Raw genomic sequence first — 20,350 nt, forward strand, 5'->3', positions numbered from 1 at the left:
GGCTCCAGCGCTTGTCTATCAAGCGCTGGTAGCTCACATTTTGGTAGCAAGCTAGAACGGGTAGTGGCGCGGCGCGGTCTGCACCGTGATCCAGCGCAGTTCCGTGAACTCGCGCACGCCCGCCATGCCGCCAAAGCGCCCCCAGCCCGACTGCTTCACGCCGCCAAAGGGCATCTGCGGCTCGTCGTGCACCGTGGGGCCGTTCACATGGCAGATGCCGGACTCGATGCGTGCGGCCACGTTCCAGGCGCGCGCCACGTCGCGCCCGAACACGGCGGCCGACAGGCCGTAGGAGGTGTCGTTCGCGGTGGCGATGGCTTGCTCCACGCCGCGCACCCGCACGATCGCCTTGACCGGGGCAAAGGTCTCCTCGTGGTAGATGCGCATGGCGGGCGTCACCCGGTCCAGCAGCGTGGCGGGCATCAGCGGGGTGTCGCTTTTGCCGCCGCACACCAGCGTCGCGCCCTGGCCCAGCGCGTCGTCGATCAGCGCGTTGCAGCGCTGCACGGTGGCCATGTCCACCACCGGGCCCAGCACCACGGGGCCCTGGCGCGGGTCGCCCAGCGGCAGGGCGCGGGCGCGTTCGGCCAGTTGGTGCACGAACGCATCGGCCACAGCCTCGTCCACCACCAGGCGCTCCGTGGACATGCAGATCTGCCCCGAATTGGCGAACGCGCCAAACACGGCGGCGTTCACGGCGGCATCCACGTCGGCATCGTCCAGCACCACCAGCGGGGCCTTGCCGCCCAGCTCCAGCACCACGGGCTTGAGGTGGCGCGCGCAGGTTTGCGCCACCAGCCGCCCCACCTTGGTGGAGCCCGTGAAGTTCACGCGGCGCACGGCTGGGTGGGCCACCATGGCCTCCACCACGTCGGCCGCATCGCCGGGCGCATGGGTGATGAAGTTCACCACGCCCGCGGGCAGGCCGGCGTCGTGCAGCGCCTCGGCAATGAGGCGGTGGGTGGCCGGACAGGTTTCCGAGCCCTTGAACACCACCGTGTTGCCGCAGGCCAGCGGCGTGGCAATGGCGCGCACCCCCAGGATGACCGGCGCATTCCACGGCGCCATGCCCAGCACCACGCCGGCGGGCTGGCGCACGCCCATGGCCAGGCTGCCCGGCATGTCGGACGGGATCACATCGCCGGCGATCTGCGTGGTGAGGGCGGCGGCCTCCTGCAGCAGGTTGGCGGCCAGGTGCACGTTGAAGCCGGCCCAGGCGGCAGAGGCGCCGGTCTCGGCCGCCATGGTGGCGGCGAAGGCATCGGCGCGCGCCGTGAGGGCCTGCGCGGCGCGCTGCAGCAGGTCGCGTCGCGCGGCGGGGCCCAGCGCGGCCCACGCAGGAAAGGCCCGGGCGGCCGCCTGCACGGCGGCCACGGCGTCTTCGGGCGTAGCCGCAGCGGCCGTGGTGGCAATGCGGCCATCCAGCGGGTTGCGGCGCTCGAAGGTGGCGCCGCCCGAGGCGGGCCGGGGCGCGCCGTCGATCAGCAGGGGAAGAGGGGGCATGGGAACTCCTTTTCGAGGGGCGGCCGCGGCGGCGAGGCCACGCGGGCGTTTGGCACGCAAGGGTAGCAGCGTGCCACGCCACGGGTTCTCCGGTTTTCTTTACAAAAGTTCATCTGCCGCAGGTGGCGCTGACAAGGAGCGCTGTAACAATTGCCCTCATGTTTGCCGCAGCGCTTCCTTCTCGCTCCCGCCGTCGCCCGCGCGCTTCGGCGCCACTGGCCTTGCTGGCCGCCCTGGTGCTGGCCGGTTGCGCCACGCGGCCGCCTCCCGCGCTGGAGGGGGCGGTGGCCACTCCCGCCGCCTGGGCCGGCCAGGGGGCAGTGCAGGCTGGCGCGGCCGCGACCCCGCAAGACCTGGCACAGTGGTGGCGGCAACTGGGCGATGCGCAGCTCACCGGCCTGGTGGAACGCGCGCTGCAGTCGCACACCAGCATGCGCAGCGCACGCGCCGCCGTGGAGCAGGCGCGTGCCCAGCGCGACGTGCAGGCCGCCGGCCTGCTGCCTTCCGTGAACGCATCGGGCTCCGCCCAGCGCAGCCGCAGCAATGGCAGCACCGGCAACACTTTCCAGGCGGGACTGGACGCGAGCTGGGAGCCCGACCTGTTCGGCCGCCTGGCCAGCGGCGTGCGCGCCAGCGAGGCCGACCTGCTGGCCGCCGAGGAGGGCGTGGCCGCCGCCCAGGTGGCATTGGCCGCCGAGGTGGCGGTGAACTACATCAGCCTGCGCAGCCAGCAGCAGCGCCTGCAGATTGCCCAGCAGAACCTGGCGGCGCAGAGCGAAACTGCGCAGATCGTCCAATGGCGTGTGCAGGCGGGGTTGGCCAGTTCGCTGGCGGCCGAGCAGGCCCGCGCCGCCGTGGAGCAGACCGCCGCCCAGGTGCCCACGCTGCAGGCGGGCATCGCGCAGGCGCGGCATGCGCTGGCGGTGCTCACCGGCCAGCCGCCCGCGGCGCTGGACGAGGCCCTGGCCGCGCACGCGCCCGTGCCCCAACCGCCGGCGGACCTGGCGCTGGCCTTCCCCGCAGACACGCTGCGCCAGCGCCCCGACGTGCGCCAGGCCGAGCAGCGCGTGCGCGCCGCCTGGGAGCGCGTCGCCCAGGCCGAGGCGCAGCGCATGCCCAGCCTGCGCATCAGCGGAACGCTGGGCCTGCGCGCCCTCACGCTGGGCGCGCTCACGGGTGGGGGCGCCACGGCGGCGTCGCTGCTGTCCAGCGTGTCGCTGCCGGTGTTTGATGGCGGGGCGCTGCGTGCCCAGGTGCGCGCGCAGGAGGCTGCGCTGCAGCAGGCGCAGGTGGGCTACGAGGAATCGGTGCTGACCGCGCTCAAGGATGTGGAAGATGCGCTCGTCGCGCTGCAGGGCGACCGTGACCGACTGCAGCGCCTGTCCGCCGCGGCCGAGGCTGCGGGCAACGCGGCGCTGCTGGCGCAGAACCAATATGCGAGCGGGCTGGTGGACTTCCAAACCGTGCTGGACACCCAACGCACGCTGCTGTCCGCGCAGGACAGCGTGGCCGGTACGGCCGCCAGCGTGAGTACCGACCATGTGCGCCTGTACAAGGCGCTGGGAGGCGGCTGGCCCGCACCCTGAGCGGCCCCCAAAAAAACCTGCTGAATGACCCGGCGCTGCCGCCGACGCGGCGCCTTCCCAGGCAAGAACCATGACCGACCAAGAATCCCCAAGCTCTTCCAGCGCCCCCGCTTCCCATGCCGCTGCGGCGGCCCCGCAGCGCCTGCAGGCCCTGCTGGGCGACGGCCTGCATCGGCGCTGGTGGCAGAGCATCACCCTGTGGCTGGCCGTGCTGGTGCTGGCCGCCGCTGCCGGCGGCTGGTGGTATTGGCAAGACCGCCAGCGCGCCCAGGCGGCGCCGCGCTATGTCACGCAGGAGGTGCAGCGTGGGCAGATCACGCTCACCGTGGCGGCCAACGGCACGCTGCAGCCCACGCGGTCGGTGAACATCGGCAGTGAACTCTCGGGCACCGTGCGCCGCGTGCTGGTGGACGTGAACGACCAGGTCAAGAAGGGCCAGGTGCTGGTGGAGCTGGACACCACCAAGCTCGACTCGCAGGTGCTGCGCTCGCGCGCTTCGGTCGCGTCGGCGCAGGCGCGCCTGGCACAGGCGCAGGCCACCATGCAGGAGGCGCGCGCCAGCCTGTCGCGCCTGGAGGAGGTGGCACGCCTGTCCGGCGGCAAGGTGCCTTCGGCGGCCGAGCTGGACACCGGCCGCGCCGCCTACGAGCGCGCCCAGGCCGACGAGGCCGCTGCGCGCGCCAGCGTGCAGGATGCGCGCGCGGCGCTGGCCACCGACGAGACCAACGTCACCAAGGCCTCCATCCGATCGCCGATCGACGGCGTGGTGCTCTCGCGCGCGGTGGAGCCGGGCAATGCCGTGGCCGCGTCGCTGCAGGCGGTGACGCTGCTCACCCTGGCCGAGGACCTGACCAAGCTGCGCCTGGAGGTCAACGTGGACGAGGCCGACGTGGGCTCGGTGCGCCCGGGCCAGAAGGCCACCTTCACCGTGAGCGCCTACCCCTCGCGGCGTTACCCGGCGCGCACCACGCGCGTGGCCTTCGGCTCCACCAAGACCGACAACGTGGTCACCTACATCACCTACCTGGAGGTGGACAACGGCGATCTGAGCCTGCGCCCCGGCATGACGGCCGCGGCCACCATCACCTCCACCGAGCGCAATGACGTGCTTACCGTGCCCAACACGGCCCTACGCTTCAAGCCCGCGGGCGCGGCGGGGGAAGCCCCGCAGGCAGGCCGGCCCGGTGCACAGGGCAGCTCTGGCGCAAGCGCGGGCGGCAGCGGTGGCAGCGGCGGCATCATGTCCCAGCTGATGCCGCGCATGCCGCGCCCCTCGGGCCAGCGGCGCAGCGCGGGCGCGGACGGCAGCCGCGGCGACGGCCCCCAGCGCCAGGTGTGGGTGCTGCAGGACGGCGCGCCCAAGCCCGTGCGCGTGAAGACCGGCATCAGCGACGGCCGCGTCACCGAGGTGGAGAGCGACGAGCTGCAGCCGGGCATGCAGGTCATCACCGACCAGCTTGCGAGCGGGGCGAAGCCATGATTGCGCCCGCCGATGCGCAACCGCTGATCCGCCTGCGCGGCATCACCAAGGTGTACGGCGAGGGTGCGCTGGCTTTCCAGGCGCTTAAGGGCGTGGACCTGGACATCGACAGCGGCGACTTCGTGGCCATCATGGGCCCCAGCGGATCGGGCAAATCCACGGCCATGAACGTGCTGGGCTGCCTGGACCGGCCCACCGCGGGCACCTACCTGTTTCGCGGGCTGCCGGTGCATTCGCTGTCGCGCGACGACCGTGCGCGGCTGCGGCGGCGCTTCCTGGGCTTCGTGTTCCAGGGCTTCAACCTGCTGGCGCGTACCTCGGCGCAGGAGAACGTGGAGCTGCCGCTGCTGTACCGCGGCGAGAGCACGGCCGCGCGCCATGCGGCTGCGGCCCGCGCCCTGGACGCCGTGGGCCTCAAGGGCTGGGAGCACCACACACCGGCCGAGCTGTCCGGCGGCCAACAGCAGCGCGTGGCGATTGCGCGCGCCATCGTCACCGAGCCTACGGTGCTGCTGGCCGACGAGCCCACCGGCAATCTGGACACGCAGCGCAGCCGCGAGATCATGGAACTGCTGTGGCGCCTGAACACCGAGCAGGGCATCACCGTGCTCATGGTCACGCACGAGCCCGACATGGCGCAGTACGCGCGGCGCATCGTGCGCTTCGTGGACGGGCGCATCGAAAGCGACGAGCGCAATCCGCACCCGCATGCGCAGGTGCCCCGGGAAGCGCCTGCAAGTGCAGGCACGGGGGAGGTGGCGCCATGATGCTGCTCAACTCTCTGCTGCAGGCGCTGCGCTCGATACGGCGCAACCTGATGCGGTCCTTTCTCACCGTGCTGGGCATCGTGATCGGCGTGAGCGCGGTGATCACCATGGTCACTCTGGGCAACGGCGCCACGCTGGCGGTGCAGGCGCAGATCTCCAGCCTGGGCACCAACCTGCTGCAAGTGCGTCCTGGCCAGCGGCTGGGGCCCGGCGGCAGTGGCGGCGCACCCTCGTTCAAGGATGTAGATGCCGAGGCCATCGCGCAGCAGATCGGCGGCATTCTGGCCGTGGCGCCCGAGGCGCGCACCAGCGCCACCGTGGTGGCCAACGGGCGTAACTGGGCCACCAGCGTCATGGGCAGCACCAATGCCTGGCTGCAGACCGGCAACTGGACGCTGGAAAGCGGGCGCGAATTCACCACCGACGAGCTGCGCGTGGGCGCTGCCGTGTGCCTGATCGGCCAGACGGTGCGGCGGGAGCTGTTCGCCGGCGGCGATGCGCTGGGTGAGCGCGTGCGCGTGCGCCAGTTTTCGTGCGAGGTGGTGGGCGTGCTGGCCTCCAAGGGGCAGGGCGCCTTCGGCAACGACCAGGACGATCTGGTGCTGCTGCCGCTCAAGACGCTGCAGCGCCGCGTGACGGGCTCCACGCGCGTGCCGACGCTGCTGGTGTCCATGAAGGATGGCAGCGACCCCGAGCGCGTGAAGGCCAGCCTGACGGAGTTGCTGCGCGAACGCCGCAAGCTGGCCGACACCGACGATGACAACTTCAACGTGCTGGACACCAAGCAACTGGCCGACACCTTCTCGGGCACCACGCGCGTGATGACCACGCTGCTGGGCGCGGTGGCGGCCGTGAGCCTGCTGGTGGGCGGCATCGGCATCATGAACATCATGCTGGTGAGCGTGACCGAGCGCACGCGGGAGATCGGCCTGCGCCTGGCCATCGGCGCGCTGGAGCGCGAGGTGCTGATGCAGTTCCTCATCGAGGCCGTGGTGCTGGCTGCTTTGGGCGGCCTCATCGGCATCGTGCTGGCCACGGGCGCGTCGATTGCGCTGGCGCAGGTGATGGGCATCCCCTACGTGTTCCACGCGGGCGTGAACCTGCTGTCGTTCGTGTTCTCGGCGGGCATCGGGGTGCTGTTCGGCTATTTCCCGGCCCGCCGCGCCGCGCGGCTGGACCCCATCGAGGCGCTGCGCCATGAGTGAGGCGCTGCGATGGGGCCGCACGCGGCCGGGGCGTTCGATGCGGACAGGCGCCGGACTGGACAAGCCAGGACAAGGCCCGGCCTGCGTCGAACGCTGACGGTTTAGTCGGAGTCTCGCTGTGGTGTGCCCTGGAAGAGGATCAGGTTAAAAATGGGCGGTAGCGCCCACCCTTCAAGCGGTAGTAGCTATATAAAACATAGCAAAAGGTCAGCCACCCGGCCGCCCTGGAATCAGGCGACGCTCTGCGTCTTGTCAGTCGATGGCCAGTCGAACGGCGCTGCTCTGCGGCGGCTTCTTGGCCAGCACCAGGGTGAGCACGCCATGTTCCAGTCGCGCCGTGCTGGCCTGCGGGTCGATGTCCTGCGCCAACTCCCATGCACGCTGCACGCGCCGGGGCGCACCTTCGGCGCTGGCGACGCGCACTTGGTTGCCTTCGATCGTGACCGCGAGTTGCTCGCGCGACAGGCCTGGCACGTCCAGCTGCACGGTGATCGCCTTGTCGTCCTGCTGCACGTTCACGCCAGTGGCGCGTGCATCGTGCGGCGCGGCGGCGGGGGCAGTGAGCGTGTGGTGCAGGAAGCGTTGCAGGGCGGCGTCTCCCACGCGCGGTGCGACATAGGTGGCGTGGCGGATCACGGGGGCGAAAATCATGTCGGTGGCTCCTGGGTCAGACGCGGCACGGGTCGGCCGCATGGACCGCACATGTGTTTGCGTGCGGTGTTTTTCAAGAGTGCCCCGCCGCGCGGATGGAACGTCGCCTTGCAATGGGTTACAACGAGCGCGCGCGGGAGGGACATCGCTCAGGCTTCACAATGCGGCCCTGCTGCGGATTTTTTCTAGCTGATGCCCGTGTCTCGATTCCCACGCCTTTCCCCCTTCGCTTCCCTGGGCTGCCGGCTGGGCCTGGTGGCCTGCGCCCTGCTGGCTGGCTGTGCCCACATTCCCGACACCATGCCCGGCCTGGACCGCAACCTGCAGTTCTCGCCCAACGACTTCGATACCGCCGGCATGCACACGCGCCACATGGCGGCGCCGCAGGCCAGCACCTGCGAGGCGGCCCGGCGGGCGCTGCTGAGCCAGGGCTACATGGTGCACGTGGCCTCCAGCGACACGGTGGCGGGCCGCAAGTACTACCAGCCCCACACCGACGTGCACTACGTCGTGGAGATGCGCGTGGTCTGCGCATCCGAAGGGCAGGGCGACGTGCGTACGTCGGCCTTTGCCAGCGCGCTGCAGGACCGCTACGTGATCAAGAAGATCAACAACTCGGCGTCGCTTGGCGTCGGTGGCATCGGCTCGGTGTCGCTGCCCGTCACGGCGATCGACGACACGCTGGTGAAGGTGGGCAGCGAGACCATCGCCGATCCGCAGTTCTACGAGCGGTTCTTCCAGCTCTTCGAGCAGTTCGTGCGCGCGGCGCCCGTGGTGCCGGCCGCGCCGACGGTGGCGGCCAAGCCAGCCCTGCACGAGCGCGAAGCTGTGCCGCACGCTGCGGTCGCCGCGACCGTTGCGGCGCAGCCGCCTGCCGCTGCTGCAGCCGCCACCGCCAGCCCGGCTGCAGAGTCCAGCACCCCTGCACCCCCGGTTCCCGCCTGGGAGCAACCGCGCACGCAGGCGTCCGCGCAAGCCCCTCAGCCAGCGCCAGAATCGCAGCCGGCCGGCGCATCCGACGGCGCACCTGACGGCGCATCCGACGGCGCGGCGCCGCCGGGCATCCAGCAGCTCATGGCCCAGTGAATTCCATTCTTCGTGAGCCAGCGCGCGGCTACGCTGCCATCTTTTCTTGCTTGTGTCCGTTGCCATGATGATCCTGCCCCGCCGCCATGCTCTGCGCGCCTGTGCGTTGGCTCTGTCCTCCCTGCTGGGCGTTGCGACGCCGCTGGCCGGTGCAGCGGCGCCACCCCAGGGCGCGCCGATCCGCGTGGCGCTGATCGAGAGCCTGTCCGGCAGCTTTGCCAACACCGGCGAGGCGGTGTTCCGCAACATCGCCTGGGCCATGGAACGTGTGAACGCGCGCGGCGGCGTGGCACTGCCCCCTGCGGCGGGCGGGGCGCGGCCGCTGATGCTGGTGCGCTACGACAGCAAGGGCACCAACGAAGAGGCGCTGTCCGCGCTGCGCGCCGCCATTGACGGCGGCGCGCGTTTCGTCATGCAGGGCAACTCATCGGCCACGGCCGCTGCGCTCATCGACGCGATCAACAAGCACAACCAGCGCGAGCCCGGCAAGCGTGTGGTGTTCCTGAACTACTCGGCCGTGGACCCCGCCCTCACGAACGAGAAGTGCAGCTTCTGGCACTTTCGCTTCGACGCGCATGCCGACATGCGCATGGCAGCGCTCATGGAGGTGATCCGCGAGGACAAGACCCTGCAGCGCGCCTACCTCATCGGGCAGGACTACAGCTTCGGCCAGGCCGTGCTGCGCGAAGCCCGGCGCCAGCTGGCCGCGCAACGGCCCGATGTCGCCATCGTCGGCGACGAGCTGCACGCCGTGGGCCGCGTGAAGGACTTCGCGCCCTACGCCGTGAAGATCAAGGCCAGCGGCGCGCAAGCCGTCATCACGGGCAATTGGGGCAATGACCTCACGCTGCTGGTCAAAGCTGCGCGGGAGGTGGGCTACGACGGCATGTTCTATACCTTCTACGGCAACGCGCTCGGCGCGCCTGCGGCCCTGGGCGATGCGGGCGTGGGCAAGGTGGTGGCCGTGGCCGACTGGCTGCCCAATCTGCCCACGCAGGGCAGCGAGACCTTCTACCGTGCCTTCCGCGAGCGCTTTCCCAGCCCGCAGGACGACTATGTGCACATGCGCATGCAGCTCATGGCCGAAGCGCTTGCGCAGGCCCTGCAGCAGGCGGGCAGTGACGATCCGTTGGCCGTGGCGCGCGCGCTGGAGCATGCCAGTGTCCGCCTGTACGGCCAGGCAGGCGCCATGCGCGCGCAAGACCACCAGTTCCAGCAGAACCTGGTGGTGGGGGTGATGGACCGGCTGGGGGCGCCCGGCGTGAAGTTCGACGTGGAAGGCTCGGGCTACGGCTTTCGCGTGGTACGCACCATCGCCGCGGACAAGGCGGCGCAGCCCGCCAGCTGCCAGATGCAGCGGCCTGGAATGGGTGGGTGATGGGCGGGGTGGCTGGACGTTGATGTGGCTGGCCGGGCGCACCTACCGGCCAGCGGCATCCACCTTACGACCAGAGGCTCATGCAGAGCACAACCGATACCACTGGAATCAAGGCCGCGCCGCCGCTACCGCCCGCCCCAACTCGATCACCGCCATGGCGTAGTAGCTCGACCAGTTGTAGCGCGTGATCGCATAGAAGTTCTCGGTGCCGGCCACGTAGCTGGGCGCCTCAGCGCCATTCTGCAGTTCCACCAGCGCTAATGGACCCGTGTGCTGCGCGCCTTCGCTCTGCACGTGCGCCCCTTGGGCCGCCATGCTGGCGACGCTGAAGGTGGGCAGGATGTCCGGCGCCAGCAGCGCGTCCAACTGCAGCGTGGCCGCGTCGAACGCCACTGCGTAGTGCGTGGGCATGCCGCTCTGCCAGCCGTGGCCCACGAAGTAGTTGGCCACGGAGCCGATGGCGTCCTGCGCGCTGCGCCACAGGTCGATGCGGCCGTCGCCGTCGAAATCCACCGCGTAGCGCGACCAGCTCGACGGCATGAACTGCCCCAGACCCATGGCGCCCGCGTAGCTGCCGCGCGGGGTGTGCGGGTCGATGCCCGTGCGGTCCATGAGGGTCAGAAACTGCTCCAGCTCGCGCTGGAAGAACGCGCGCCGCTCGGCCGCGCGCGGGTGTGCGTCGGGAAAGTCGAAGGCCAGCGTGGCCAGCGCGTCGATCACCCGCAGGTTGCCCATGTGCTGGCCGTAGAGTGTCTCCACGCCGATGATGCCCACGATGATCTCGGCGGGCACGCCGTATTGCGTTTCAGCGCGCGCCAGCGCATCGGCGTTGTCCTGCCAGAAGCGCAGGCCCGCGCGGATGCGCGTGGGCTCCACGAAGCGCGCACGGTAGGCCGCCCAGTTCTTGGGCGTACCCCGCGTGGGCGGCAGCACCAGGCGCGGCACCTGGGGCAGCAGCCGCGCTTGCCCGATCGCCTGGCGCACCCATTCGCGGTCCAGCCCGCGCCGCTCTGCCAGATCGTCGGCGAACTGCATGGCCTGCGCACGTTGCGCATAGTGATAGGTGGCCGCGGTCTTGGTGGCTGTTTTTTTAGAATGATTTTGGGCTAAGGCGCTTATGGGTAAAGCGCTGACAGCTATGAAAAATGTAGCTTTTGCAAGGGTGCGGATCATGGGGCAGAGGGGCGTGGATTCTGCGCGGTGGGCCAGGGCAGGCGGCGCAATTCGCGCTGCAGGTCGGCCAGCAGGGCGCGGGGTTCGGGGGCGTAGCGGGCCTGCTCCACGCGCAGCAGCCACTGCGCGGCGGCTTCGGCGGGGGCGCCCAGTTCGGCGCGCGCACGCGCGGCCATGGTGCGTGGCGGCAGGTGGGGTGGCAGCGGCAGGCCGGCGCGTGCCAGTCGCTGGCGGGCCTGCAGCAGCAGGCGCTGCCAGGGGTCCTGGCGGCTGCGCTCCCACAGGGCCCAGCCTGCGCCCGTGGCGGCGGCCAGCGCGGCCAGCAGGCCCAGCAGGCGCACCAGGTCCTGCCAACTGGGCGACTGCATGCCCAGCGACTTGAGCAAATCGAGCTGGCGCCCCTGGGTGTAGTTCAGCACCCATTGGTTCCAGCCGTTGTTCACGGCCTCCCACACCGACCGCAGACTGCGTACCAGCGAAGGGTTGACGACGGCATCCATCGCGGTGCCCAACACGCCGCGTGGCGCCTGCAATCGCTGGAACTGGCCGATGCGCCCCGGCGACACGGCCCCCGTGGGGTCCACGCGCACCCAGCCGCGGCCCTCCAGCCAGACCTCGGCCCAGGCGTGTGCGTCGCTCTGCCGCACGGTCCAGTAGCCGTCGATACCGTTGAGCTCGCCCCCCTGGTAGCCCGTGACGATGCGCGATGGCACGTCCAGCGCGCGCATCAGCACCACGAAGGCCGAGGCGATGTGCTCGCAAAAGCCTTCCTTGCGGTCGAACCAGAACTCGTCGGCGGTGTGCTCGCCGTACACGCCGGGCTCCAGCGTGTAGGTGTAGCCGCCCGTGCGCAGCCGTGCCAGCGCGGCGTCGATGTAGGCCTGTGCCCCGCTGGCGGACACGCGCGCCGCGATCGCGGGGTCGGCCTGCATCTGTTCGGCCAGGGCCAGGGTGCGGGGGTTCATCTCCGCGGGCAGTTCCACGTAGCCGTTCAGCAGGGAGGTGCGCCGCGTGGGGCCGTGGGTGAAGCGCAGGTGGCTTTCGGCGCGGTAGCGCAGCACGCTGGAGATGGGCCGGCTGGCGGACCATAGCAGTTCGGGCGACATCATCGCGCCAGTGCCCTGTGGGAGTTCGGGCCGCTCCTGCACGGCGTCCAGCGTCAGCAGCCAGGGGCGGCGGCTGGGCTCCAGCGTGACCTCGTAGCGCACGGACTCACCCTGCATTTGCAGGTTGGCCGGCGTGGGGTAGGCCCAGGTGATGCCGCGCGCCTCGGGCTGCGACAGCGCATACCAGTCACGCCCGTTGAAGGCCGTGAGCACCGGGCCGCGAAAGTACAGGCTGCTTTGCGGCGGTGGGGCTCCGCCCGGCGTGTCAAAGCGCACGCGCAGCGCCACGCTGTCGTCCAGCACCAGCGACGCCATGCTGCCGATGGACATCTCCCCCGACAGGCCGCTGCGCCCCGAGCGCGCATCGTCCGGCACGCCCCACAGCGGTGCCATGCGCGGAAACAGCAGGAACAGCGCCACCATGATGGGCGCGCCCAGCAGCGCCATGCGCGCGGCGGTGCGCATGGAGGCCGCCAGCGGCGGCCGCCCCACCGGCATGTGGGCGTTGACCAGCGCGGTGAGCAGCCCGAGCAGCGCCACCAGCAGGGCGGCGGCCGTGGGCAGCGACTGCGAGAAGAAGAAGTTGGCCAGCAGCGTAAAGAAGCCGAGGAAGAACACCACCATGGCATCGCGCCGCGCGCGCAGCTCCAGGGTCTTGAGCGCCAGCAGCACCACGATCAGCGTCACGCCCGCGTCGCGCCCGACGATGGTGCGGTGCGACAGCAGCGTGAGCGCCACAGCCGCCGCAAGCAGTGCGCCAATCACCCAGCGCCCCGGCAGGGCACGCGCGCCCACGGCCAGCCAGCCGCGCCAGGCCAGCAGCGCTGCGGTCAGCGCGCTGGTCCACAGCGGCAGGTACGCGGCCAGCGGCGCCACGCAACAGGCCACCACCGCCAGCAGGAACAGGGTGTCGCGCGCTTCGCGCGGCAGATGCGAAAGCCGCTGGGCCAGATTCACGTCGAGGCTCCCGCGCGTCGATAGGGTCTGCTATTGAATGAATAGCTGTTCGCGCTTGTTGGTAGTGGGCTAGGTGCTTTTTTCATGTCAAACACAGAATCAGCACAGCGCCAGTGCCTCCAGGCAGCGGTGGCGGTGTGCGGCGCCGCTGTCCGGTGCAATCTGCTGGCCGGGCAGGCGCAGGCCGTATTCCACGCCCAGCCGGTCGGCCTGCAGCACCCAGGCCGTGAGGCGCGAGACGCGGGCCTCCGGGTCCTGCAGGCCGGTGGCGGCGCCGTCCAGCCAGAGTTCGTGGTGCTGCGCCTGCTGGGTGTCGCGGCTCACCAGGTCGTCGGTGCCGGTGGCAAGCGACTTGGCGGCCTTCTTCCAGACCACCAGCTTGAGTGGATCACCCCGCCGGTACGCGCGCACGCCATCGAATTCCCCGATGCCGCGCGCCGGTGCCTGGCCGCCGCTGCCCGAGCGCGGCTCGCCGGCGGGCAGCGCAGGGGCGCCCACCTCCGGGCGCGGGTAGACCAGCAGCTGCGCGGCGGGCTGCCACAGCGTCCACACGCGGAACGTGCCCAGCGGGTAGCGGGTTTCCGCCATCAGCACGGGCACGTCCTGCAGCCCGCGCCGCGCGGGCTGGAACGCCACCCGCACGGTGGCGGAGCCTTCGGCGGGCACGTCGGTCCAGGCCCATTCCGCGGCCTGGCCGCCGCGCACCGCCAACGCGATGCCATGGCGCGTGGCGCGCCGCGGGTTGTGCAGCTGTACCTGCAGCAGCGCGCCAGCACCGAGGAACTGCGGCTGCGGCGGCACCAGGTGCAGCGTGAGTCCGCGCAGTGTGGCGTGGCACAGGTGCACGCCCACCACCACGCTGCCGGCGAGCAGGAAGGTGAGCAGGTAGCCCAGGTTGAGTTGGAAGTTGATGGACGCCACCAGCAGCACCAGCAGCGTGAGGGCCAGCATCCATCCTGCGCCTGTGGGCAGGATGTAGATGTTGCCCTGCGTGAGCGTGTGCGTGTCGGTGCGCCGCAGGCGCGCCAGCCACCAGCGCTGCCAGCGCGCGGCCACGGCACGCCAGGGCATCTGCCGCGGGGCCGCGGCACCGGGCGGTGCGGCCTGCTCGAATGCTGCGGGCATGGCGTCAGGGCAGGGGGACGGACTCGACCATGGCGCGCACCTGCTCCACGGCGCCGCGGCCGGCGTCGCCCACCGGCACCAGGCGGTGGGCAATGGTCTGCGGCAGGATGGCCTGCACATCGTCCGGCGCCACGTAGTCGCGCCCCTCGATGAGTGCCTGGGCCTTGGCCGCCCGCATCAGCGCGATGCCCGCGCGCGGCGACAGGCCCTGCAGGAACCAGCGGCCCGAGCGCGTGGCGGCGATGAGATCCTGCACATAGTTGAGCAGTGGCTCGGCCGTGTGCACGGCCAGCACCTGGTGCTGCAGCGCGGCCAAGTCATCCAGCGACAGCAGCGGCAGCAGGCCGTCCAGCATGTCGCGGCGGTCGCTGCCGGCCAGCAGCAGGCGCTCGGCGCCACGGTCGGGATAGCCCAGCGAGATGCGCATGAGGAAGCGGTCGAGCTGGCTCTCGGGCAATGCGAAGGTGCCCAGCTGGTCGTGCGGGTTCTGCGTGGCGATCACGAAGAACGGGTGGGGCAGGGCGCGCGTCTCGCCTTCCACCGACACCTGCTTTTCCTCCATGGCCTCCAGCAGCGCGCTCTGCGTCTTGGGGCTGGCGCGGTTGATCTCGTCGGCCAGCAGCACCTGGGCGAACACCGGCCCGGGGTGGAACACGAAGGCCTCCTTGCCACGCTCGTACACCGACACGCCGGTGAGGTCGCTGGGCATCAGGTCGGCCGTGAACTGCACACGCGCGAACTGCAGGCCGAAGGTGCGTGCCAGCGCATGGGCCAGCGTGGTCTTGCCAACGCCCGGTACGTCCTCGATGAGCAGGTGCCCGCCGGCCAGCAGGCAGGCCACGCAGTCCTGTACCTGCGCGGTTTTGCCCACGATCACCGTGTTAAGCTGATCCAAAAGCGACTTGATCTTCTGCTGTGCATGCATGGCGTGACGTTATCCGAAAACGATTGAGACATCGGGGAATGACTGTGAGCAAGACGGGCTATTACACCCACCGTGACTGCTGGAAGCACGAGATGGGCCCAGGACACCCCGAATGCCCGGCGCGGCTGGACGCCATCGAGGATCGGCTGCTGGTGACCGGCGTGGCCGATGCCTTGCAGCATTGTGAGGTACCGCTGGCCTCCCTGGCCGACATCGAGCTGGCCCATGACCGCATGCACATGGCCGCGCTGCGCGGCCTGTCAGACCGGCTGATCGAGGAAGAGGCCGCGGGCGGACCGCCCTATGTGCAGGTGGACACGGACACCTCGATGAACCGCCACACTTGGACGGCCGCGCTGCGCGCCGCGGGCGCCGCACTGGCCGCCACCGACGCGGTGATGGCCGGAGAGATCGAGAACGCCTTTTGCAGCGTGCGCCCGCCGGGTCACCACGCCACGCGCACCAAGGCCATGGGCTTTTGCTTCTTCAACAACGTGGCCATCGCCGCCAAGTACGCGCTGCAGCGCTACAACCTCAAGCGCGTGGCGGTGGTGGACTTCGATGTGCACCACGGCAACGGCACGGAAGACATCCTGGCCGGCGACCCGCGCGCGCTCATGGTGAGCATCTTCCAGCATCCGTTCTACCCGTACTGCGGGGACCAGGAGCCGGCGTCCAACATGCTCAACGTGCCCGTTCCCGCCTACACCAAGGGCATGGAGGTGCGCGATATCGTGGACATGGTCTGGATGCCGCGGCTGGAATCGTTCAAGCCCGAGATGATTTTCGTGAGTGCGGGCTTTGACGCGCACCGCGAGGACGACATGGGCCAGCTCAGCCTCAACGAGCAGGACTACGCCTGGATCACCATGCGCGTCAAGGATGTGGCCCGGCGCTTTGCACGCGGCCGCATCGTGTCGTGCCTGGAGGGCGGCTACATGATGGGGCCGCTGGCGCGCAGCGTGGAAGCCCATGTGCGCGTGTTGGCAGACCTTTGATTCTTCCCCGCGCGCGCCGCGCGGTATTCGTACTCAGGAGACTTCGCCATGACTTCCTCCCCCTCCACGGCGGCCGGTGGCGGCCCACTGCATGTGCAGCGCGACGATCGCGGCGTGGTCACCCTCACGCTGGATGACGCGCCGCGCTTCAACGCCCTCGGCCACGAGATGCTGGCAGCACTGCAGCAGGCACTGGACGATGTTGCGCGCGACGACAGCGTGCGCGTGGTGGTGCTCGCCGCGGCTGGCAAGGCCTTCTGTGCGGGCCACAACCTCAAGGATATGGCGGCCAACCCGGACTTGGCGTGGTACCAGCGCCTGTTCGCCCAGTGCAGCCGCATGATGCTGAGCATCCACAAGCTGCCCGTACCGGTGATTGCGCGTGTGCACGGCATGGCCACGGCGGCGGGCTGTCAGTTGGTGGCCCAGTGCGACCTGGCCGTTGCCAGCGAAAACGCGACTTTTGCGACCAGTGGCATCCACTATGGCCTGTTCTGCGCCACGCCCAGCGTGCCATTGGTGCGCAACGTACCGGCCAAGCGGGCCATGGAGATGCTGCTCACCGGGGACTTCATTGACGCGCGCACCGCGTTGGACCAGGGGCTGGTCAACCGCGTGGTGGCGCCCGAGTCGCTGGACGCCGAGGTGGAGTCGCTGGTGCAGTCCATTCTGCAGAAACCCCGCGTGGCCGTGGCCATGGGCAAGGCGCTGGTGTACCAGCAACGCGAACTGGGCCTGGACGCGGCGTACCAACTGGCGGGCCAGACCATGGCCACCAACATGATGGACGACGCCGCGCAAGAAGGTGCGCGCGCCTTTGCAGAGAAGCGTCAGCCGGCCTGGAAGCCGGCTGCTGATAAGGCCTGAGCCGAGGAGCGCCGCGCTGATGGAATGGTGGGAACGGCTGGCGGCCGACTTCCGGCTGTCCAGCCTGTGGCTGGAACTGGCGGTGCTGGCCGGTAGCGTGGCACTCGCTTATGGGCTGAGCCGGCGGGCCGGTCGAGGACAGCCGCCGGAGTCGGTCTGGTTCGGCCGCCGCATCGTGGACGGGTTGATGTTTCCTGCGGTGGTGCTGGCACTGGTGTATGGGGCGCGCGTGGTGGTGGAACAGTACCAGGCGGTTTTCCTGCTGCGCCTGGCGGTGCCGGTGTTCACGTCACTGGTGCTGATCCGCTTCGTGGCACGCGTGCTGGCCATGGCGTTTCCGCGTTCAGGCCTGATGCGACTGATGGAGCGCGTGCTCTCCTGGCTGGCCTGGGGCGTGGCCGCCTTGTGGATCGCCGGGTTGCTGCCGCGCGTGCTGCAGGAACTGGACGACATCCGCATCGCGTTCGGCAAGTCCAGCGTCAGCCTGCTGGCGCTGCTGCAAGGCGGTCTGTCCGCGGTGCTGGTGCTGGTGGCTGCGCTGTGGGCGGCGTCGACTTTCGAGCGGCGCGTGCTCGACCATGCGGTGGCCGACCTGTCCATGCGCAAGGTGGCGGTGAATGCCACGCGGGCGCTGCTGCTGTTCGTGGGGTTGCTGCTGGCGCTGGCCGCTGTGGGGGTGGACCTCACCGCGCTGTCGGTTCTGGGCGGTGCGCTCGGCGTGGGTCTGGGCTTTGGCCTGCAGAAGCTGGCGGCCAATTACGTCAGCGGCTTCGTGATTCTGCTGGAACGCTCGCTGCGCATCGGGGACAACGTGCGCGTGGATGGTTTCGAGGGCCGCATCACGGACATCAAGACGCGTTACACGTTGATCCGCGCGGGCAACGGGCGCGAGTCCATCGTGCCCAACGAAAGCCTGATCACCCAGCGCGTGGAAAACCTGACCGCGTCCGACCGCAAATTCAACCTCACGACCAATATCACCGTCGCCTACGGCAGTGATGCCGCAAAGGTGCAGCAGATCCTGTGTGCTGCGGCGAGTGCGCAAGCGCGCGTGCTGGGCGACCCGGCGCCCGTAGCCTTCTTGCTCGATTTCATGCCCGACGGGTTGGTGTTCAACCTCAATTACTGGATCAATGATCCGGCTGCCGGCACTGCCAGCGTGCGGTCTGCCGTCAACCTCGCGGTGCTGGAAGGCTTGCGCACAGCGGGTATCGAGATCGCACAGCCGCAGCGCGTGGTGCATGTCGTGGCTTCGACGCCGGGGCAAGACGGAGTCGCGCCGGCGGCACTGCCACCGGTGTAGGCCTCGACCTGCCATGAATGCACTGGCATAATCGTCAAAAAGCACGATCGTTCGTTTTTGCCTTGTGCACCATGTTTCCGTGACGGAAATGCTGCGGTGCGCAATAGAATGGACCGGTTTACGTAAACGTCAAGCAATCAACTATTGAAGGAGCCGCAGCAATGAAGGTTTTGGTCCCCGTCAAGCGCGTGGTGGACTACAACGTGAAGGTCCGGGTGAAGTCGGACGGCACGGGCGTAGACATCGCGAACGTGAAGATGAGCATGAACCCCTTTGACGAAATCGCCGTGGAAGAGGCGGTGCGGCTCAAAGAAAAAGGCGTGGCCACGGAAGTGATCGCGGTGAGCTGCGGCGTGGCGCAATGCCAGGAAACGCTGCGCACGGCGATGGCCATTGGCGCCGACCGCGGCATCCTGGTGGAAACCGATGCCGAGCTGCAACCCCTGGCCGTGGCCAAGCTGCTCAAGGCCCTGGTGGACAAAGAGCAACCGGGCCTGATCATCCTGGGCAAGCAAGCCATCGACGACGACGCCAACCAGACCGGCCAGATGCTGGCGGCCCTGGCAGACCTGCCCCAGGCCACCTTCGCCAGCAAGGTCGAAGTGGCCGGCGACAAGGTCAGCGTCACACGCGAAGTCGACGGCGGCCTGGAAACCCTGCAACTGACCACCCCGGCCGTCATCACCACCGACCTGCGCCTGAACGAGCCGCGCTACGTCACGCTGCCCAACATCATGAAGGCCAAGAAAAAGCCGCTGGACACCGTCAAACCCGAAGACCTCGGCGTAGACGTGGCCCCGCGCCTCAAGACCCTCAAGGTGGCCGAACCCCCGAAGCGCGGCGCCGGCGTGAAAGTGCCCGACGTCGCCACGCTGGTGGACAAGCTCAAGAACGAAGCCAAGGTCATCTAAAGGCAGGACAGGAGAAACAACATGACCGTACTCGTCATTGCAGAACACGACAACGCCAGCCTCAAGGCCGCCACCCTGAACACCGTCACCGCCGCACTCGCCTGCGGGGGCGACGTGCACGTGCTCGTAGCCGGTGAAGGCGCGCAGGCCGCCGCCCAGGCCGCCTCCCAAATCGCAGGCGTCGCCAAAGTCCTGCACGCCGACGGCGCCAGCCTGAAGGACGGCCTGGCTGAGAACCTGGCCGCCCAGGTGCTGCAGATTGCCGGCAACTACAGCCACATCCTGTTCCCGGCCACCGCCAGCGGCAAGAACGTCGCCCCGCGCGTGGCCGCCAAGCTGGACGTGGCGCAGATCAGCGACATCACCAAAGTGATCTCCGCCGACACCTTCGAGCGCCCCATCTACGCGGGCAACGCCATCGCCACCGTGCAAAGCGCGGACAGCGTCAAGGTCATCACCGTGCGCGGCACCGGCTTTGACGCGGCGCCCGCCACGGGCGGCAGCGCCGCGGTGGAAACCACCGCCGCCGTGGCCGACGCCGGCAAGAGCAGCTTTGCCGGACGCGAAGTCACCAAGAGCGACCGCCCCGAGCTCACCGCCGCCAAGATCATCGTCTCGGGCGGCCGGGCGCTGGGCAGCAGCGAGAAGTTCAACGAAGTCATGACCCCGCTGGCGGACAAGCTGGGCGCGGCCATTGGCGCCAGCCGCGCAGCGGTGGACGCAGGCTACGCCCCGAACGACCTGCAGGTGGGGCAGACGGGCAAGATCGTTGCGCCGCAGCTGTACATCGCGGCGGGGATCTCGGGGGCGATCCAGCACCTGGCAGGGATGAAGGACAGCAAGGTGATCGTGGCGATCAACAAGGACCCGGAGGCGCCGATCTTTGCGGTGGCCGACTATGGGCTGGAGGCGGATCTGTTCCAGGCCGTGCCGGAACTGGTGAAGGCCCTGTAAGCCGCTGCGCCGGCAAAAAGGCATCGCTTGCGACTAGCCGTTCCGTTAAGGTGTTGCTAAGCCCTTGATTCAAGCCCCTCTGCTTCGGCACGAGGGGCTTCGTTTCTTTGGTCGCTATAAGGGACATGCTGAATTTCAAGCCCCTTTCCCTAGGCGTCGCGCTCGTGTGTGCCGCCAGCTTCCTCACTGCCTGCAACGACGAGCCCGCTCCGGACTTCAGGGGCAGCACTCCCGTGGCATACGGCAATCGGACTGTCTCTCTGAGCGTTGAGGCTTGGCGAGACAATGGCAGCCAGCCTTGTCGTGTCCTTATCAGAGGCGCTGAAGTAACAAATTGGGTCAAACCAACCGGTATTCTGCCGCGGATGACCCTAG

General features: G+C 69.4%; 17 protein-coding genes. 11 read left to right on the forward strand and 6 right to left on the reverse strand.

Annotated elements, in window-relative coordinates; genetic code table 11:
- Positions 1 to 51 precede the first annotated feature (51 nt).
- On the reverse strand, positions 52 to 1,503 hold the full coding sequence (locus MRB47_RS07980) for an aldehyde dehydrogenase (RefSeq protein WP_252102390.1): 1,452 nt from the start codon (positions 1,501 to 1,503) through the stop codon (positions 52 to 54).
- A gap of 158 nt (positions 1,504 to 1,661) precedes the next feature.
- Between MRB47_RS07980 and MRB47_RS07985 the strand changes: the two genes are divergently transcribed.
- The 4 genes from MRB47_RS07985 (at position 1,662) to MRB47_RS08000 (ending at position 6,541) form a co-directional block, all read left to right on the forward strand.
- Positions 1,662 to 3,089, forward strand: coding sequence for an efflux transporter outer membrane subunit (locus MRB47_RS07985; RefSeq protein WP_252102391.1), 1,428 nt, complete (start codon positions 1,662 to 1,664; stop codon positions 3,087 to 3,089).
- A gap of 70 nt (positions 3,090 to 3,159) precedes the next feature.
- The gene (locus tag MRB47_RS07990; RefSeq protein ID WP_252102392.1) at positions 3,160 to 4,569 is read left to right on the forward strand and encodes an efflux RND transporter periplasmic adaptor subunit; all 1,410 of its coding nucleotides are present in this window, start codon (positions 3,160 to 3,162) and stop codon (positions 4,567 to 4,569) included.
- Complete coding sequence (locus tag MRB47_RS07995; RefSeq protein ID WP_252102393.1) at positions 4,566 to 5,336, forward strand: ABC transporter ATP-binding protein; 771 nt, start codon at positions 4,566 to 4,568, stop codon at positions 5,334 to 5,336. Before MRB47_RS07990 ends, MRB47_RS07995 begins: the two co-directional genes overlap by 4 nt.
- Positions 5,336 to 6,541 carry an ABC transporter permease gene (locus MRB47_RS08000; protein ID WP_187148620.1) on the forward strand — a complete coding sequence of 402 codons (1,206 nt, stop codon included), beginning with the start codon at positions 5,336 to 5,338 and terminating at the stop codon, positions 6,539 to 6,541. The genes MRB47_RS07995 and MRB47_RS08000 overlap by 1 nt, the downstream gene beginning before the upstream one ends.
- 252 nt (positions 6,542 to 6,793) lie before the next feature.
- On the opposite strand, the gene MRB47_RS08005 is transcribed toward MRB47_RS08000, so the two are convergent.
- Positions 6,794 to 7,192 (reverse strand): Hsp20/alpha crystallin family protein, encoded by a 399-nt coding sequence (locus MRB47_RS08005; protein WP_172207315.1) that lies wholly within the window; start codon positions 7,190 to 7,192, stop codon positions 6,794 to 6,796.
- Positions 7,193 to 7,384: 192 nt separating this feature from the next.
- Between MRB47_RS08005 and MRB47_RS08010 the strand changes: the two genes are divergently transcribed.
- Positions 7,385 to 8,278 (forward strand): DUF2242 domain-containing protein, encoded by an 894-nt coding sequence (locus tag MRB47_RS08010; RefSeq protein ID WP_252102394.1) that lies wholly within the window; start codon positions 7,385 to 7,387, stop codon positions 8,276 to 8,278.
- A 64-nt stretch (positions 8,279 to 8,342) separates the two neighbouring features.
- Positions 8,343 to 9,656, forward strand: a complete 1,314-nt coding sequence (locus MRB47_RS08015; protein WP_411275738.1) for a branched-chain amino acid ABC transporter substrate-binding protein — start codon at positions 8,343 to 8,345, stop codon at positions 9,654 to 9,656.
- 108 nt (positions 9,657 to 9,764) lie between these two features.
- On the opposite strand, the gene mltB is transcribed toward MRB47_RS08015, so the two are convergent.
- The 4 genes from mltB to MRB47_RS08035 form a co-directional block, all read right to left on the reverse strand.
- A complete protein-coding gene (mltB, locus tag MRB47_RS08020; RefSeq protein ID WP_252102395.1) occupies positions 9,765 to 10,829 on the reverse strand; it encodes a lytic murein transglycosylase B in 1,065 nt (354 codons plus the stop codon).
- Positions 10,826 to 12,892, reverse strand: a complete 2,067-nt coding sequence (locus tag MRB47_RS08025) for a transglutaminaseTgpA domain-containing protein (RefSeq protein WP_252102396.1) — start codon at positions 12,890 to 12,892, stop codon at positions 10,826 to 10,828. Before MRB47_RS08025 ends, mltB begins: the two co-directional genes overlap by 4 nt.
- Before the next feature lie 99 nt (positions 12,893 to 12,991).
- Positions 12,992 to 14,017 (reverse strand): DUF58 domain-containing protein, encoded by a 1,026-nt coding sequence (locus MRB47_RS08030; RefSeq protein WP_252102397.1) that lies wholly within the window; start codon positions 14,015 to 14,017, stop codon positions 12,992 to 12,994.
- A gap of 4 nt (positions 14,018 to 14,021) precedes the next feature.
- Entirely contained in the window at positions 14,022 to 14,942 is a 921-nt protein-coding gene (locus MRB47_RS08035) for an AAA family ATPase (RefSeq protein WP_011805970.1), read from the reverse strand.
- Between the two features lie 38 nt (positions 14,943 to 14,980).
- Here MRB47_RS08035 and MRB47_RS08040 point away from each other — a divergent pair, with 38 nt between their 5' ends.
- From MRB47_RS08040 to MRB47_RS08060, 5 genes are all read left to right on the forward strand, one after another.
- Positions 14,981 to 15,940: a histone deacetylase family protein gene (locus MRB47_RS08040; protein WP_015913716.1), complete on the forward strand. Its 960-nt coding sequence runs from the start codon at positions 14,981 to 14,983 to the stop codon at positions 15,938 to 15,940.
- Between the two features lie 48 nt (positions 15,941 to 15,988).
- Positions 15,989 to 16,807: an enoyl-CoA hydratase gene (locus tag MRB47_RS08045; protein ID WP_252102398.1), complete on the forward strand. Its 819-nt coding sequence runs from the start codon at positions 15,989 to 15,991 to the stop codon at positions 16,805 to 16,807.
- Between the two features lie 19 nt (positions 16,808 to 16,826).
- Positions 16,827 to 18,110, forward strand: coding sequence for a mechanosensitive ion channel family protein (locus tag MRB47_RS08050; protein WP_252102399.1), 1,284 nt, complete (start codon positions 16,827 to 16,829; stop codon positions 18,108 to 18,110).
- A gap of 161 nt (positions 18,111 to 18,271) precedes the next feature.
- Positions 18,272 to 19,021, forward strand: coding sequence for an electron transfer flavoprotein subunit beta/FixA family protein (locus MRB47_RS08055; protein WP_088886426.1), 750 nt, complete (start codon positions 18,272 to 18,274; stop codon positions 19,019 to 19,021).
- A 21-nt stretch (positions 19,022 to 19,042) separates the two neighbouring features.
- Entirely contained in the window at positions 19,043 to 19,975 is a 933-nt protein-coding gene (locus MRB47_RS08060; RefSeq protein WP_015913713.1) for an electron transfer flavoprotein subunit alpha/FixB family protein, read from the forward strand.
- Positions 19,976 to 20,350 lie beyond the last annotated feature (375 nt).

The organism is Diaphorobacter sp. LI3 (genome assembly GCF_022807955.1).
Classification (GTDB): Bacteria; Pseudomonadota; Gammaproteobacteria; order Burkholderiales; family Burkholderiaceae_C; genus Diaphorobacter; species Diaphorobacter nitroreducens.